Annotated in this window: 17 protein-coding genes and 1 tRNA gene; 10 read left to right on the top strand and 8 right to left on the bottom strand. The window is 62.9% G+C overall.

Going from position 1 to position 14,190, the window contains the following annotated elements:
- Window positions 1–5: 5 nt before the first annotated feature.
- Genes SC1_RS10350 through SC1_RS10320 form a run of 7 tightly spaced genes read left to right on the top strand, consistent with a single transcriptional unit; the run spans window position 6 to window position 5,168 of the window.
- The gene (locus SC1_RS10350; RefSeq protein WP_083435782.1) at window positions 6–398 is read left to right on the top strand and encodes a PaaI family thioesterase; all 393 of its coding nucleotides are present in this window, start codon (window positions 6–8) and stop codon (window positions 396–398) included.
- A complete protein-coding gene (gene recO / locus SC1_RS10345) occupies window positions 386–1,123 on the top strand; it encodes a DNA repair protein RecO (protein WP_062181041.1) in 738 nt (245 codons plus the stop codon). Before SC1_RS10350 ends, recO begins: the two co-directional genes overlap by 13 nt.
- A gap of 48 nt (window positions 1,124–1,171) precedes the next feature.
- Window positions 1,172–2,218: a 3-isopropylmalate dehydrogenase gene (gene leuB, locus SC1_RS10340; RefSeq protein ID WP_062181037.1), complete on the top strand. Its 1,047-nt coding sequence runs from the start codon at window positions 1,172–1,174 to the stop codon at window positions 2,216–2,218.
- Window positions 2,219–2,222: 4 nt separating this feature from the next.
- Complete coding sequence (locus tag SC1_RS10335) at window positions 2,223–3,431, top strand: PLP-dependent aspartate aminotransferase family protein (protein WP_062181033.1); 1,209 nt, start codon at window positions 2,223–2,225, stop codon at window positions 3,429–3,431.
- Between the two features lie 17 nt (window positions 3,432–3,448).
- Complete coding sequence (apaG, locus tag SC1_RS10330) at window positions 3,449–3,850, top strand: Co2+/Mg2+ efflux protein ApaG (protein WP_193749193.1); 402 nt, start codon at window positions 3,449–3,451, stop codon at window positions 3,848–3,850.
- Entirely contained in the window at window positions 3,847–4,641 is a 795-nt protein-coding gene (locus tag SC1_RS10325; RefSeq protein WP_062181029.1) for a LysR family transcriptional regulator, read from the top strand. The genes apaG and SC1_RS10325 overlap by 4 nt, the downstream gene beginning before the upstream one ends.
- A 56-nt stretch (window positions 4,642–4,697) precedes the next feature.
- On the top strand, window positions 4,698–5,168 hold the full coding sequence (locus SC1_RS10320; RefSeq protein WP_062181026.1) for a DUF417 family protein: 471 nt from the start codon (window positions 4,698–4,700) through the stop codon (window positions 5,166–5,168).
- Here SC1_RS10320 and SC1_RS10315 read toward each other — a convergent pair.
- The 4 genes from SC1_RS10315 to parE form a co-directional block, all read right to left on the bottom strand.
- On the bottom strand, window positions 5,086–6,456 hold the full coding sequence (locus SC1_RS10315) for a serine hydrolase (protein WP_062181023.1): 1,371 nt from the start codon (window positions 6,454–6,456) through the stop codon (window positions 5,086–5,088). The two genes, SC1_RS10320 and SC1_RS10315, sit on opposite strands and share 83 nt — an antisense overlap.
- Window positions 6,453–7,043, bottom strand: a complete 591-nt coding sequence (locus SC1_RS10310; protein WP_062181020.1) for a hypothetical protein — start codon at window positions 7,041–7,043, stop codon at window positions 6,453–6,455. The genes SC1_RS10315 and SC1_RS10310 overlap by 4 nt, the downstream gene beginning before the upstream one ends.
- The gene (locus SC1_RS10305; protein ID WP_062181017.1) at window positions 7,040–7,564 is read right to left on the bottom strand and encodes an RNA polymerase sigma factor; all 525 of its coding nucleotides are present in this window, start codon (window positions 7,562–7,564) and stop codon (window positions 7,040–7,042) included. Before SC1_RS10305 ends, SC1_RS10310 begins: the two co-directional genes overlap by 4 nt.
- 83 nt (window positions 7,565–7,647) lie before the next feature.
- Window positions 7,648–9,627 (bottom strand): DNA topoisomerase IV subunit B, encoded by a 1,980-nt coding sequence (gene parE / locus SC1_RS10300; RefSeq protein WP_062181014.1) that lies wholly within the window; start codon window positions 9,625–9,627, stop codon window positions 7,648–7,650.
- A 171-nt stretch (window positions 9,628–9,798) separates the two neighbouring features.
- Here parE and SC1_RS10295 point away from each other — a divergent pair, with 171 nt between their 5' ends.
- Complete coding sequence (locus SC1_RS10295; RefSeq protein ID WP_062181011.1) at window positions 9,799–10,629, top strand: outer membrane protein; 831 nt, start codon at window positions 9,799–9,801, stop codon at window positions 10,627–10,629.
- 50 nt (window positions 10,630–10,679) lie between these two features.
- Here SC1_RS10295 and SC1_RS10290 read toward each other — a convergent pair whose 3' ends face one another.
- Both SC1_RS10290 and SC1_RS10285 read right to left on the bottom strand, forming a co-directional pair.
- Complete coding sequence (locus tag SC1_RS10290; RefSeq protein ID WP_062181009.1) at window positions 10,680–11,084, bottom strand: PaaI family thioesterase; 405 nt, start codon at window positions 11,082–11,084, stop codon at window positions 10,680–10,682.
- A gap of 10 nt (window positions 11,085–11,094) precedes the next feature.
- The gene (locus tag SC1_RS10285; protein WP_062181006.1) at window positions 11,095–11,784 is read right to left on the bottom strand and encodes a GcrA family cell cycle regulator; all 690 of its coding nucleotides are present in this window, start codon (window positions 11,782–11,784) and stop codon (window positions 11,095–11,097) included.
- Window positions 11,785–11,907: 123 nt separating this feature from the next.
- Between SC1_RS10285 and SC1_RS10280 the strand changes: the two genes are divergently transcribed.
- Window positions 11,908–12,780 (top strand): ABC transporter permease, encoded by an 873-nt coding sequence (locus SC1_RS10280; RefSeq protein WP_062181003.1) that lies wholly within the window; start codon window positions 11,908–11,910, stop codon window positions 12,778–12,780.
- A gap of 7 nt (window positions 12,781–12,787) precedes the next feature.
- Here the strand turns inward: SC1_RS10280 and hspQ are convergent, their stop codons facing one another.
- Entirely contained in the window at window positions 12,788–13,162 is a 375-nt protein-coding gene (gene hspQ / locus SC1_RS10275) for a heat shock protein HspQ (protein ID WP_062181000.1), read from the bottom strand.
- Between the two features lie 180 nt (window positions 13,163–13,342).
- On the opposite strand from hspQ, the gene SC1_RS10270 reads away from it, so the two are divergent.
- Window positions 13,343–13,966 carry a Yip1 family protein gene (locus tag SC1_RS10270; protein ID WP_062180997.1) on the top strand — a complete coding sequence of 208 codons (624 nt, stop codon included), beginning with the start codon at window positions 13,343–13,345 and terminating at the stop codon, window positions 13,964–13,966.
- Between the two features lie 64 nt (window positions 13,967–14,030).
- Here the strand turns inward: SC1_RS10270 and SC1_RS10265 are convergent.
- Window positions 14,031–14,120, bottom strand: a tRNA-Ser gene (locus SC1_RS10265).
- Window positions 14,121–14,190: the final 70 nt, after the last annotated feature.

Here is a 14,190-nt window from a genome sequence, read left to right as displayed (position 1 = left end):
CGATAATGGATTTTGCAGCAGCTATGCCGCTTGCGGGGACGCTCGGGGTCACGATCCACGAAGGCAGCAAAGACAGGGTGGCCGGCAAGCTGCCCGTGCGTGCGGAAATCTGCACGGCAGACGGGATCGTCCATGGCGGGGCGATCATGGCCTTTGCTGATTGTCTCGGCGCCGTCGGGGCGTTTCTGACGTTGCCTGAAGGGGCAAACGGCACGACGACGATCGAGAGCAAGACCAACTTTCTCGGCGCTGGGCCGGTTGGATCTGTGCTCGTCGGCGAAGCGACGCCCGTGAAGATCGGCAAGCGGCTGTCGGTGTGGCAGACGCGAATCCGCACCGAGGACGGCGCAGAGGTCGCGCTGGTGACGCAGACGCAGATGGTGCTTTGGCCAGCCTGACCGCCGATGCCATCGTCTGCGCGGTACGCGCGCATGGCGAGCATGGCGCGATTGTCCGCGCATTGACGCATGACGCGGGGCTGGTCGCCGGCTACGTGCGCGGTGGGCGTTCGACGCGACTGCGGCCGATCCTGATCCCTGGCAATCTCGTCGCACTCGAATTGCGTGCGCGGACCGAAGAGCAGCTTGCCGGCGCGACCGCCGAGCTACTGGAAAGCCGCGCGCCGCTGCTAGCGGAGCCGCTGGCGGCGGCGGCGATCGACTGGGCGACAAGCTTGACGGCATCGACGCTGCCCGAAAGTCAGCCTTATCCGGCACTTTATTCGACCCTTTCGGCCGTACTGGACGCGATCGGTGCGGCCTCTTCGGCGCGGCAATGGGCGGCCGCATTGGCACGCTACGAACTGCTGCTGCTCGCCGAACTCGGCTTTGGCCTGAATCTCGAGGAATGCGTCGTAACGGGAACATCCGCCGATCTGGCGTTCGTCAGCCCCAAGTCCGGAGGGGCGGTGAGCGTGGGCGCGGCGGCGGGTTATGAAGAGCGCCTGTTCCGCCTGCCGCCCTTTCTGCGGGGGCAGGACGCCAGTCCGCCGATGGACGATGTGCTCGCCGGTCTGATTATCACAGGCCACTTTCTCGACCGTGATGTCCTCGACGGACGCAACCGCGACTTGCTTACCGTGAGGGAAAGATTGGTCTCGCGGTTGGGCAGGGCGGTTGCGTGAACCGCTGCCGCTGTCTAAGCGGCTGGCGAGATACGAAAGGGCGACATAGTGCAAATCCTGCTGCTGGCTGGCGATGGTATCGGTCCGGAGATCATGGCGGAGGCCGAAAAGGTCATTGGCGCGCTGGCGCTTCCCGTGACGCTAGACCGCGCGCTGGTTGGTGGCGCCGCATATGAAGCGACCGGTCATCCGCTGCCGCCCGAGACGCTGGCGAAGGCGAAGGCCGCCGACGCGATCCTGTTCGGCGCCGTCGGCGATCCGCGGTTCGATAATGTCGAGCGCCATTTGCGCCCTGAGCAGGCTATCCTCGGCTTGCGTAGCGAACTCGGCCTGTTCGCCAATCTGCGTCCCGCCAAGCTGTTTGCCGGGCTGGAGGACAGCTCGGCTCTACGTCCCGAGGTCGCTGCGGCGATCGACCTGTTGATCGTCCGCGAGCTCAACGGCGACGTCTATTTCGGCGAAAAGGGAATGCGCACGACCGCGACGGGCGAGCGTGAAGGCTATGACATCATGTCATATAGCGAGAGCGAAGTACGCCGCATCGCGCATGTCGCATTCCGAGCGGCACAGGGGCGGCAGAAACGCCTATGCTCGGTTGACAAGGCCAATGTCCTCGAAACCTCGCAGTTGTGGCGCGATGTCGTGATCGAAGTCGCTGCTGACTATCCCGACGTGACGCTCAGCCATATGTATGTCGACAATGCCGCGATGCAGCTTGTGCGCAATCCGGGCCAGTTCGACGTGGTCGTTACCGGCAATTTGTTCGGCGACATCCTGTCCGATCAGGCATCGATGTGCGTCGGATCGATCGGGCTGCTCGCTTCGGCGTCGCTGAGCGAAAGCACGCAGGGACTATACGAACCAATCCATGGCAGCGCGCCCGATATCGCGGGTAAAGGCGTTGCCAATCCGCTTGCGATGATCCTGTCGCTCGCGATGCTGCTGCGGCACTCCGGTGGCGACGAGACGAGCGCGGCGCGGATTGAGGCTGCGGTGGCGACGGTGCTCGCCGACGGGTGCCGCGGCGCCGATCTGGGGGGCAATATGGGGACGACGGCATTGGGCGATGCGGTTGTTTCGGCTTTGAACGGATAAGAAGATGAAGAAAGATACGGGTCTCGATCGCAGCAAGACGAGGAACTGGCACCCCGCAACGCAGGCCGTGCGTGGTGGCACGTGGCGCAGCGAGCATGGCGAGACGTCGGAAGCGCTCTTCCTCTCGTCGGGCTATACCTATGACAGCGCCGAGGAAGTGGCGGCGCGCTTTGCCGGCGAAGAACAGGGCATGACCTATTCTCGTCTGCAAAACCCGACCGTGGCGATGCTTGAGGAGCGGATCGCGCTTATGGAAGGCGCCGAGGCATGTCGCGCACAGGCAACCGGCATGGCGGCGATGACGACGGCCTTGCTCTGTCAACTGTCGGCGGGCGACCATATCGTCGCCGCGAAGGCGGCTTTCGGCTCGTGCCGCTGGCTCGTCGATCATCTCTGTCCGCGCTTCGGGATCGAGACGACCGTCGTCGATGGTCGCGACAACGACGCCTGGGAAAAGGCGATCAAGCCGAATACGAAGGTGTTCTTCTTCGAAACCCCGGCGAATCCGACGATGGATATCGTCGACATGAAACATGTATGCGCGCTTGCGAAAGCGCACGGCATCACGAGCGTGGTCGACAATGCCTTTGCAACATCGGTGCTCCAGCGCCCGATGGATTTCGGCGCCGATGTGGTCGCCTATTCGGCAACAAAGCTGATGGACGGGCAGGGGCGCGTGCTCGCTGGGGCGGTCTGCGGAACCGAAAAGTTCATCAATGACGTGCTGCTGCCGTTTCAGCGCAACACGGGGCCTAACCTGTCGCCGTTCAATGCTTGGGTCGTGCTCAAGGGACTGGAAACGCTAGACCTCCGTGCACGCCGCCAGTCGGAAAATTCGCTGGCGGTCGGCAAGGCGATCGAGAGCCGCGTGGCGCGCATGCTCCATCCGGGGCTCGCGAGCCACCCGCAGCACAATCTGGCGATGAGCCAGATGGAGGCATGCGGACCGATCTTCTCCTTCATCCTCGATGGCGGGCGTGAACAGGCAATGGCGCTGCTCAACGCGCTCGAACTCGTCGATATCTCGAACAATATTGGCGATTCGCGCAGCCTCTGCTGCCATCCCGCATCGACCACCCATTACGGCGTCAGCGCCGAAGCGCGCGCCGATATGGGCGTCGTCGAGGGCATGCTGCGCATCAACATCGGCCTTGAAGATCCACGTGATCTGATCGCCGATCTGGACCAGGCATTGACCAGGGTCGGGCTTTAGGTGAATTTGGCATGGAGATGATCGACTCCTTTTTCCCCTTTGCGGCGACCACCGGGTCGATCACCGTGCGCGTTGCGGTCAGCTATCTGCCCGAACAGTCGCACCCGGCGCTCGGTCGCTGGTTCTGGGCCTATCATGTCCGCGTCGAAAATCACGGCGAGGACGCGGTGCAGTTGATCAGCCGTCACTGGCGGATCAGCGACGGGCGCGGCCAGATCAGCGAAGTCGAAGGCGAGGGGGTTGTCGGTGAACAGCCGCTAATCATTCCCGGCGGCGCCTATGACTATGTATCGGGCTGCCCGCTGCCGACCCCCGAAGGTTCGATGGTTGGGAGTTATGCGATGGAACTCGGTGACGGATCGCAAATCCTCGTCGCGATTCCGCATTTCCCGCTCGTGGCGCCTGCGACCGCGTCATGAAGCGTACCCATCTGCCCCTGAACGCGTTGCGCGTTTTCGATGCCGCTGCCCGGCATTTGAGCTTTACGCGTGCCGCCGACGAACTCGCGGTCACCCCTGCGGCGGTCGGTCAACAGATCCGCGCGCTAGAGGATATGCTGGGCGTCGTGCTGTTCCGCCGTACGCCCAAGGGGCTCGAACTAACCGGGGAAGCCGATGCGGGGCTCGACGCGCTGCGGCAGGGTTTCCTGCAGTTCGAAGAATCGGTGCGCGCGATGCAGGCCGGCCAGTCGTCGCAGTCGCTGACGATCGCCGCACCGCGCGACCTCACCGCCAAATGGCTCGCGCCGCGGCTCGCGCGCTACAGCCAGCAGGCCCCTGATGTGCGCTTTACGCTCGTCTCCGCCGACACTGGGATCGATTTCACTGAGGCAAACCTGGACCTCGCGATCTTCTGGACCGACGGCGCGGGCGAGCATGAAGGCGTCGCTCTCGCCGACGCGCTAATGGTCACCGTCGCAGGGCCCGGCAGCAACAGCGACACGCGCATTGCCTGGCCCGGCTGTCCGGCAAGCGATGGCGAACCGGCACTGCGCCTTGGCGACGCGGGACTCGCAATCGATGCCGCGGCAAATGGTTTGGGCCAGGCGAATGTGCCAGCGATGCTTGCGGAGGCCGATATCGCCTCGGGGCGTGTCCGGCAGGTTGGCGACAGCGTCGCGGTGAAGCGCGGCTATTGGCTCGTCGCGCCGACCCCGCAATGGCGGCAGGCGAAGGTCAAAGCGCTGGTTGCGGCGTTAACCGCCGTTTGATGTAACCGGGCCGCGTCGGCGCCCGAATAACCCCGAAACCATAATCGGGGATATTCATGCTTAAAATTCTGGACAAACTGCCACCTCAGACATTTGCGATCGGCGCGCTCCGCTGGTCGCTGCTGTTCATTTTTGCCCTTTTTGGCGTGGCCAAATTTGCGGCCTATGAAGCCCAAGGTGTGGCGGGCATCGCGATGCATTATCCGCTCTTTTCGTGGATGTACCCGCTGATTGGCGTGCAGGGGACCAGCAATGTCATCGGGACGATAGAACTTGCGACCGGCGTGCTGATCGCACTCGGGGCATGGTCGCATCGTGCAGGGCTGATCGGCGGCCTGATGGGCATGGCTACCTTCGTGATTACGCTCAGCTTCAGCTTCGGCGTACCGCTATGGGAGGACGGCTATGGCTTTCCCTTCATGGGTTCGACCGCACAATTTCTGTTCAAGGACGCGGTGCTGCTGGCGGGATGTCTGGCGCTGGCGCTGCATGCCGGTCATGCGCTGCGAGCGCGAGCAGGCGCGTGACCAGTCCGACGAACGGCGCAGTCTCGACATTGGCGTCGGGATTGTTCCAACTGGCGGTCACGACGAGCCATCTGCCGTCGCTCTTGCGTTGCCCGAGCAGGCTCATCGACAGCACGCCATTTTCCGACCCGCCCTTGTAGCCGAGATAATTCCAGTCGGCTGCGGCGACGGGGCCGACGCCATTGTTTATCGCCATCGCCTCGAGCAAGGTCTTCGACTGGCGCGCGCGCAAATCGATCATCAGCCGCGCTATGTCGTTTGGGCTTGCGAACCATTCGAGGCTTTCGATGTAGCGCGGCCCCGCCGTGAAACTGACCCCGTCGACGTTGGCGAGCGTCAGCTTTTCGCGATTATCCTCGATCAGCTTGCGCTGCGCCGCGTCATTGCCTTTGATAAAATCTGTGCGCAAATCATTGAAATTATTTCCCTTGAGCGCGAACCCCTCGACCGTCGTGAGCAATGGGATGTTGCGTGACGGGTCACTGTGCCCGGCGCTCTTCATCCGCGCCTCGATCGGCTCGCGGCCGAGCAGGTGGATCAGCGTGTCGGTCGCGCCATTGTCGCTCACCGAAATCATCCAGTTGGCCAGGGTTTGCAGCGTTACCGGCGTATTCGTGGGCCAGTTCGCAGTGCCCGCGGAAGAAAAGCTGAAATGCGACAGCGGCACGACATCGGCCCAGCGGCGCTTGCCTGCCGCGACCTGCGCCGCAAGCTCATCGAGAATATAGAGTTTGAAGGTCGAGCCCGTCGCGAATTGCCGGTCGGCGTTGGCGGAGGCGAGCGGACGAATGGCGGTGCCATCGAGCTCGGCGACGAGAAAACCAGCATGACCGGGCAGTTTTGCAATCTCCGCCGCCACTTTGTCGAAGCTGTCGTTCGCGACCGTCACACCCGTCACGCGAAGTCCGGTCACGCGTTCGTCGGCCGCGACGCCAACATCGAGCAGAACGGTCGCAACACCCCGCTCGAAGCGCAATAGGACGGTTCCCGAACGCTCGCCCGTCGGAGCTACTCGGTCGATCGCGACCGGTTTGCCATATTGCGCCACGAGTCCGGCGCTGAAGGCTTCGAACTGTGCTTCGGGGACCGCCGCTTGGAAGTGCGGATCGAAATAGGCCGAATAGGCAATCCTGCCCCCAAACAGGTCGACCAGTTGCGCCGCGCGTTTGTCCAACGCGGCCTGAGCGGTCGGCGTTGTCGTTTCGGTAGGCTGTATTGCGACCGCCGGGGATGGCGTGCCCAGCGAGATGGACGCTGCGGTCACTACTATTGGCAGAAAACGGATCATTCCCTCTCTCCTTCAACGCCTGCCGTTGCCGCGTCGAGCCGTTCGATCTGTTTGCGAAGCATGGCTGCCGCGTGGCGGTTGAGCAACCAGATGCCAAGAAGGATCAGTGCCGGGATCGCGGCAAAACCGACGAAACCGAATATGCTGCCGAAACCGCTCGCCGCAGCGAGTCCAGCCATGAAGACGGCGAGGCCCGGGACGAGCGGTCCGATATACCAAAGGCCGACACTCGCCAGCATCCGCTCCTCGGTCGCGAGGTGGGTCCGGTAATGGATGCGGACATTGGCCGCTTCGGCGTCGGAATCGGGCTTCGACGTGCGGCACGAAAGTTGCCAAGCCATTATGAACCCGCCGGCGATCACAAGAAGGCTACCCACCTTGAGCAATGTTCCGGGCAGGACCAGTGCATAGAGGCCGAAGATCAGAGTAACAAAGGCGGTAGCGATATATTCGCGGCGATTGCGCTTGCCGATCGCGTGGCTGAGCATGGCGGCCCGCGATTTGACTTCGGCGAGCGACAGCGGCTCGACTGCCGCGCCGCTATCCAGCCACAGGCTATGCAGGCTGTCGTCATCAAGGCGGGTCATGATATATCTCCGGGCTGCGCATAGCGGTGCGTCAACATCGCCTTGAACCGATAGATTTTCGTCGCGACGGAATCGGAAGAGACCCCTGTGATTTCGCTGATCTCAGCCGCGGCGATGCCTTCAAGATAGAGCAGCAATATCTGCCGGTCGGGCGGATCGAGCTGGTCGATGATCGACAGGATTTGCGCCATTGCCTGTTCGCTCGTCGCCCGCTCGAACGGGGTCGGGTCGTCAGACGGCAAGTCGATATCTTCAAGATGAGTCCAGCGCTGACGGCTGTGGCGGCGCCGCGTGATGATGTGCGACGTCGCGCGGTTATGCGCGACGCGCCAGACCCAGGTGCTCAGCGAGCAACGACCGTCGAAGCGAGCGAAGCTTTGCCAGAGCGCGACCTGGATATCCTGTTCGAGATCGCGGCGAAGCTCGGCATCGGCTTCATAGCCGCGCGCCATGCGGGCAATCGCGCCGCCGAAGCGCGCGATGGCGTCGGTAAATAGCTGATCCTGCTCGGCTTCGGTCACCCGAAATCTCCAGTCCCTATCCTCGTCTGGCTATTTAGTCGGCCGTCGCGAGACTTTCTGACAGGGGCGGGGATTCTTTTTCTTCAGGCGTCGATTGCGGCCCCGTCGAGGCTTGCGGCATTCGCCTGGATGAACTGGAAGCGATGCTCGGGATGCTTCCCCATCAGCCGGTCGACCAAATCCTTGACCTGATGCCGCTCTTCATATTCCTGCGGCAGCGTGACGCGGAGCATGGAGCGCGTTGCGGGGTCCATTGTAGTTTCCTTGAGCTGGCCCGGGTTCATTTCACCCAAGCCCTTGAAGCGCCCGACCTCGACCTTCTTGCCCTTGAACATCGTCGCCTCAAGTTCGGCACGGTGCGCGTCGTCGCGGGCATAGGCCGACACGCTCCCAGCGGTCAGGCGATAAAGCGGCGGCTGCGCGAGATAGACATGCCCGTTTCGCACGATGTCGGGCATTTCCTGGAAAAAGAAGGTCATCAGCAACGTCGCGATATGGGCACCGTCGACGTCGGCGTCTGTCATGATTACGATCTTCTCGTAACGGAGGCGGTCGGCGTCGCAATCCTTGCGCAGTCCGCAACCAAGCGCGAGCGCCAGGTCGGCGATTTCCTGATTGGCGCGAATTTTGTCGGCGCTGGCGCTTGCGACGTTCAAAATTTTGCCACGGATCGGCAAGATCGCCTGCGTTTTGCGGTCGCGGGCTTGCTTCGCGCTACCACCGGCGCTGTCGCCTTCGACGATAAACAATTCCGTGCCTTCCGGACCGTCGTTCGCGCAATCCGTGAGCTTGCCGGGCAGGCGGAGCTTACGCCCGCTCGTCGCCGTCTTGCGCTTTACCTCGCGTTCGGCCTTGCGCTTCAATCGCTCATCCATCCGGTCGAGGACAAGCCCGAGCAACGCGCGGCCGCGGTCCATGTTGTCCGACAGGAAATGGTCGAAATGATCGCGCACGGCATTCTCGGTGAAGCGCGCGGCCTCGGGGCTCGAAAGCCGGTCCTTCGTCTGGCTCTGGAACTGCGGGTCGCGGATGAATACCGACAGCATCATCTCACCGCCGTTGAACACGTCTTCGGCGGTGATCTGAGCCGCTTTCTTCTGACCGATCAACTCGCCGAATGCGCGCAAACCCTTGGTGAGCGCGGCGCGCAGGCCCGCTTCGTGCGTGCCGCCGGCAGGGGTTGGGATCGTGTTGCAATACCAGCTGTACGATCCGTCGGACCATAAAGGCCAGGCGATCGCCCATTCGGCGCGACCCTGTTCGCCTGGAAATTCCTGCCGCCCCACGAATGGCTCGGCGGTGGCGCATTCACGCGTGCCGATCTGTTCCTTGAGGTGGTCGGCAAGGCCGCCTGGAAACTGGAACACCGCCTCGGCGGGCGTGTCGTCGCCGATAAGTTCGGGCGCGCATTTCCAGCGGATTTCAACGCCTGCGAACAGATATGCCTTCGAGCGCGCCATGCGATAGAGGCGCTGAGGCTTGAATCGGCCATGTTCACCGAAGATTTCGGGGTCGGGAATGAAGGATACGCTTGTTCCGCGCCGGTTCGGCGTCGGGCCCAGCTCCTCAAGCCCGCCGAGCGGCGTGCCGCGCGAAAAACGTTGGCGATAGAGTTGCTTGCCGCGCGCAACCTCGATCTCGGTCTCGACCGAGAGCGCGTTGACGACGCTCACCCCGACGCCGTGGAGGCCGCCCGAGGTCGCATAGGCCTTCCCCTCGAACTTACCGCCCGAGTGGAGCATGGTCATGATGACTTCGAGTGCCGATTTGCCCGGAAATTTCGGGTGCGGGTCGACGGGCATGCCGCGGCCATTGTCGACGACGGTAAGGCGGTTTCCGACATCGAGTGTGACTTCGATGCGCGTTGCATGTCCTGCGACCGCTTCGTCCATACTGTTGTCGATCACCTCGGCGGCGAGGTGGTGCAGCGCGCGCTCGTCAGTCCCGCCGATATACATGCCGGGGCGGCGGCGGACGGGTTCGAGCCCTTCGAGCACCTCGATCTGCGAGGCGTTGTAGCTGTCGGTCGCGGGCTGGTTGCTGTCGAACAAATCGTGACTCATGCTGTGGCTATACGGGGCCGGGAAGGGCGCTGGCAAGCGGGGTTTTCAGCCTAAGTCCCGCACCCCGGTGCGGGCTCGGCTCATCGCATTTCGGCCACATGAAGGAACTTTGGCGGACGCCCCCGGGTTGGGGTCGGGACCGAGAGGTCACCAAAAAGTGGAGTAATAACAATGAAATTCGTAGCTCTCCTAGCCGTTTCGGCGGCGCCTTTGCTCGCCGTTCCAGCCTTCGCACAGGACCGCGATCCAGCACAGGATTTCAACGGTCCCTATATCTCGATCGGCGGCGGCGCGTCGCTTCAGGGAAATGACCGTGGTGAGACCCTGACCTTCGACACCAACCGCGACGGTACCTATGGCGATCCGGTCAACACCGCCGGCGGTACCGACGCTTTCGCACCCGGCTTCTGCAACGGCGCCGCGACGGGCACAGCCAACGGCGGCTGCCGTAACGACAGGGACGGCGCCGAATTCTTCGGGCGCCTCGGCTATGATCGCCGCATGGGCAATTTCGTGCTCGGCGCAGTCGTCGAGGGCGGTCACAGCGTTGCACGCGACAGCGTCAGCGGCTTTTCGACCACCCCTGCCAGCTACACGATGAGCCGTGAGGCCGATTATCAGGCGAATGCGCGCCTGCGCGCCGGTTACACTCCGGGCGGCGGCGCGCTCTTCTATGTGACGGGCGGCGGCGCCTATGCACGGCTCGACAACAAGTTTGCGACGTCGAACACTGTAAACAGCTTTGCCGATAACGGTAAAACCAACGCATGGGGCTATGCCGTCGGCGGCGGCGCCGAGGTGATGGTCACGAACAATATCGGGCTGGGCCTCGAATATCTGTACACCGATGTGAAGGACAAGGATTATGTCGTGAACGTCGGTGCGGGGACAGCCCCGGCGACCAACCCGTTCCTACTGAACGGCGGCGGGACAGATATCCGCCGCAGCGACCCAAATTTCCGGACGCACAGCGTGCGCGGGACGTTGAGTTACCGCTTCTGACCTCTTGGGAGCGGAAAGGGAGGCGCCGGGTCCATGATCCGGCGCCTTACCTATGCCTGCCGAGCATGCGGCGCGGCGAAAATCGCGAAATTGCCGTTCGCGCTGCTGACGAGGCGGCCGCCCTGATAAAGGCGCGCATCGATGTTCGCGACTCGCTTGCCGCGGTGGAGCACTTCCGCCTCGCAGGTCAGCCGGCCTTCGCCGACGCGGACATGATAGTTGAACTTGATTTCAAGCGTCGCACACCACTGATCGTCGGCAAGCACGCTGGTCAGCGCGCCGCCCATCGCGGTATCGGCGAGCGAATAGGCGACGCCGCCATGCGCAGCGCCCTGCGGGCTGAAATGACGCGCAGGTTCGATATCGATCGCCATCGAACAGCGCCCATCGCCGCGCTCGACCATTTGCAGGCCGAGCGCGCGGGCGAATTCGAAATCCTGCCCGAAAGGCCTCACCGGACGCGTCTTAACGAACTCGGGGACCACCGAACGGCGGGGGCGGGGGCGGGCGGCGCGTTCCGCGGGGGAGCTGTGCCTGATAGGCGCGGCCGCAATGCTCGACGCAATAGGGGAAGCCGGGGTTCACCGCTTCACCGCAGAAATGGAAGTCGGGCTCGCCGGGATGCCCCATCGGCCAGCGGCAGATACGGTCGTTGAGATCGAGCAGGCTCGTTTTGTCGGCAATTTCCGGGCTCGGCTTAGCGGGCACCAGCCGACGCGGCGGCGCCGGCGGGATCGGCGCCTGCTGGTCGCCGGGACCCTGACGGATGAAGCCGCCGGGGCCGATCGAAACGATGCGCGGTGCATCGGGCTTCGGCGCGGCTTCGACGCCATCCTCATCGGCTGCTTCGACGGGCGGCTTGGGTTCGGGCCTCGGCGCCGCGGCGACCGGGCGCGGCGCGACAGGCGCAGCGGGGCGTGATGCGGCAACCGGTGCTACCGGTTTCGGTGCGGCGGGTGCAGCGGGCTTCGCCGGCTTTGCGACCTTTTCGGTTGCCTTCACGGGCGAAGGACGCGATTTCAGGCCAAGACGATGCGCCTTGCCGATTACTGCGTTGCGGCTGACCCCGCCAAGTTCGTCGGCGATCTGGCTGGCGGTCAGACCTTTTTCCCACATGCTGCGCAGCTGTTCGATGCGCTCGTCAGTCCATGACATGCTATATATTCCTCATCATTCCACGCAGCAGGCAGCGATACAGTCTCTCAATCGGTCCTTGCGGAACGGTGTTTCGACGGCCCAGCTTGCGGTAAGATCGGGGAGGCGATAGGCGAGAACGCCATGAACGACCAGCCCCAAATTTCGAACCCCGACTCAGCAAATATCCGTGCGGTTCCGGCTTTCGCCGAACCCGGCGTCCCGCACATCCACACGCTGAACGTGCCGGGCATGCAGGCCCTATATGTCAAGGAGGTGCGGCGGTTTTTCAAGGTCCAGCTCCAAACAATCTGGGCTCCGGCGATCACCACCCTCCTTTTCCTCGTCATTTTCACCGTCGCACTGGGCGGCGCGGGGCGTACCGTGATCGGCGTGCCCTTCGCCGATTTCATCGCGCCGGGGCTCATAATGATGGCAATGCTGCAAAACAGCTTCGCCAATTCGAGCTTTTCGCTGCTCGTCGGCAAGATCCAGGGAACCATCGTCGACTATCTGATGCCTCCGCTCGCGGTCGGCGAACTCATCATCGCGCTCGTCGGCGCGGCGATTACCCGTGCGCTGCTCGTCGGGTTGGCGTTGTGGCTCGCGATGCTGCTCTGGCCGGGCGTGCATGTCATGCCCGACCATCTCTGGGCAGTCGCCGTCTTCGGCGTGCTCGGGGCCTCGATGCTTGCCTTCCTTGGCCTCATCACGTCGATCTGGGCCGAGAAATTCGACCATGCCGCCGCCGTAACCAATTTCGTCGTCACGCCGCTCGCCTTGCTTTCAGGCACTTTCTATTCGGTCGACAAGCTGGCGCCCTGGTTCCAGACGATCGCGCACGGCAACCCCGTCTATTATGCGATCATGGGCTTTCGGTACGGCTTTATCGGCACGGTCGATTCGACGATCGCGAATCCGGTACTGACCGCTGCGCTGTTCCTTGTGGCCGTGAATGTCGTGCTCGGGCTGATAACCTATCGCTTGCTGCGGTCGGGCTGGAAGCTGAAAGCCTGACCTGCGTTTAGTGGCGATGGATGGCGCGGACGCGGTAGCGTCCGTGGTCGAGCCCTTCGAACATAGCGTCGATCTGCGGATGGTCGATCGGTCCACCGTCGCCGTCAGCGACCAGATTCTGCTGGCTGACATAAGCGATGTAGGACGAATCGCCGTTTTCGGCGAGCAGATGATAATAGGGCTGCTCCTTCGCCGGACGAATATCCTCGGGGATCGCTTCATACCATTCGTCGCTGTTCGCGAAGACGGGATCGATGTCAAAGACGACGCCGCGAAAGTCGAACATGCGATGGCGCACGATATCGCCCGGCGCAAAACGTGCGCGGCCGATGAGCGGCGCAGTAACGGCCGCGGGAAGTTCGGATGAAGAGTCGGGGGTCATATGGTCAATCTATGGCAGTTTACGCGCGTTTCAAGTCCGTTACATTCCTATCCGGCTGTGGTTTGCCGATTCGGGCTGTGATCAGCGTTACAGATGCATTGGCGATGCGGGCTAAATAGGCCCTCCGGCTTTTGCATATCCCGTTCGGGTTGTGGGCCGCACGATCAGGGGAGACGCATTATGACGGACCTACCACCCAATATCTCCGGCCCGGCGTCGGGCATCATCCAGCGCGCCAAGGACATCCTTCTCAAGCCGAAGGAGACATGGCCCATCATCGCGGCCGAGCCGGCGACGGTGCAATCGATCTATGTGCCCTATGTGTTGATACTGGCGGCGATCGGCCCGATCGCCGGACTGGTCGGTGGGCAGGTTTTCGGGTTCACCATGTTCGGCGTAACATATCACCCGCCGCTGGTGGGTGCGCTGGTCTCGGCGATCGTGTCCTACGGCCTTTCGCTGGCAACGATCTTCATCCTCGCGTTGGTCATCGATGCCCTCGCGCCGAATTTCGGCGGGCAGAAGGATCAGGTCCAGGCCCTGAAGGTCGCGGCCTATTCGGCGACCGCCGGATGGGTGGGCGCGATTTTCGGGATCATCCCCGCGCTTTCAGTCATCGGCCTTTTGTTCGCGCTTTACGGGCTTTACCTTCTGTATTTGGGCCTTCCGGTGCTGATGAAGGCGCCGCAGGACAAGGCGCTTGGTTACACGGTGGTCGTGATCGTCGTTTATATCGTGCTGTTCCTGGTCGTTGGCGCGATTGTCGGAGCGCTCGCCGCACCATCGCTCGTCACCATAAGGTGACGGCACCCGCGAGTAGCCCCGGTCGTGCGCCGGGGCCGCTTGCTGTGGTCAAATTATAGAAAAATGGAGGAGAGTGAGGGATTCGAACCCTCGGTACCGTTGCCGGCACTTCGCATTTCGAGTGCGACGCTTTCGACCACTCAGCCAACTCTCCTCGCTGAGAGTGGACGCCCCTAGCGGCGGTCCGGACGTCTTGCAACCCTCTCGTCACAAAATTACCGCCC

The sequence above is a fragment of the Sphingopyxis sp. C-1 genome (assembly GCF_001047015.1).
Lineage (GTDB): Bacteria > Pseudomonadota > Alphaproteobacteria > Sphingomonadales > Sphingomonadaceae > Sphingopyxis.
The sequence above is the reverse complement of the archived record's forward strand: the minus strand, read 5'-3'. Positions and strand labels throughout refer to the sequence as shown.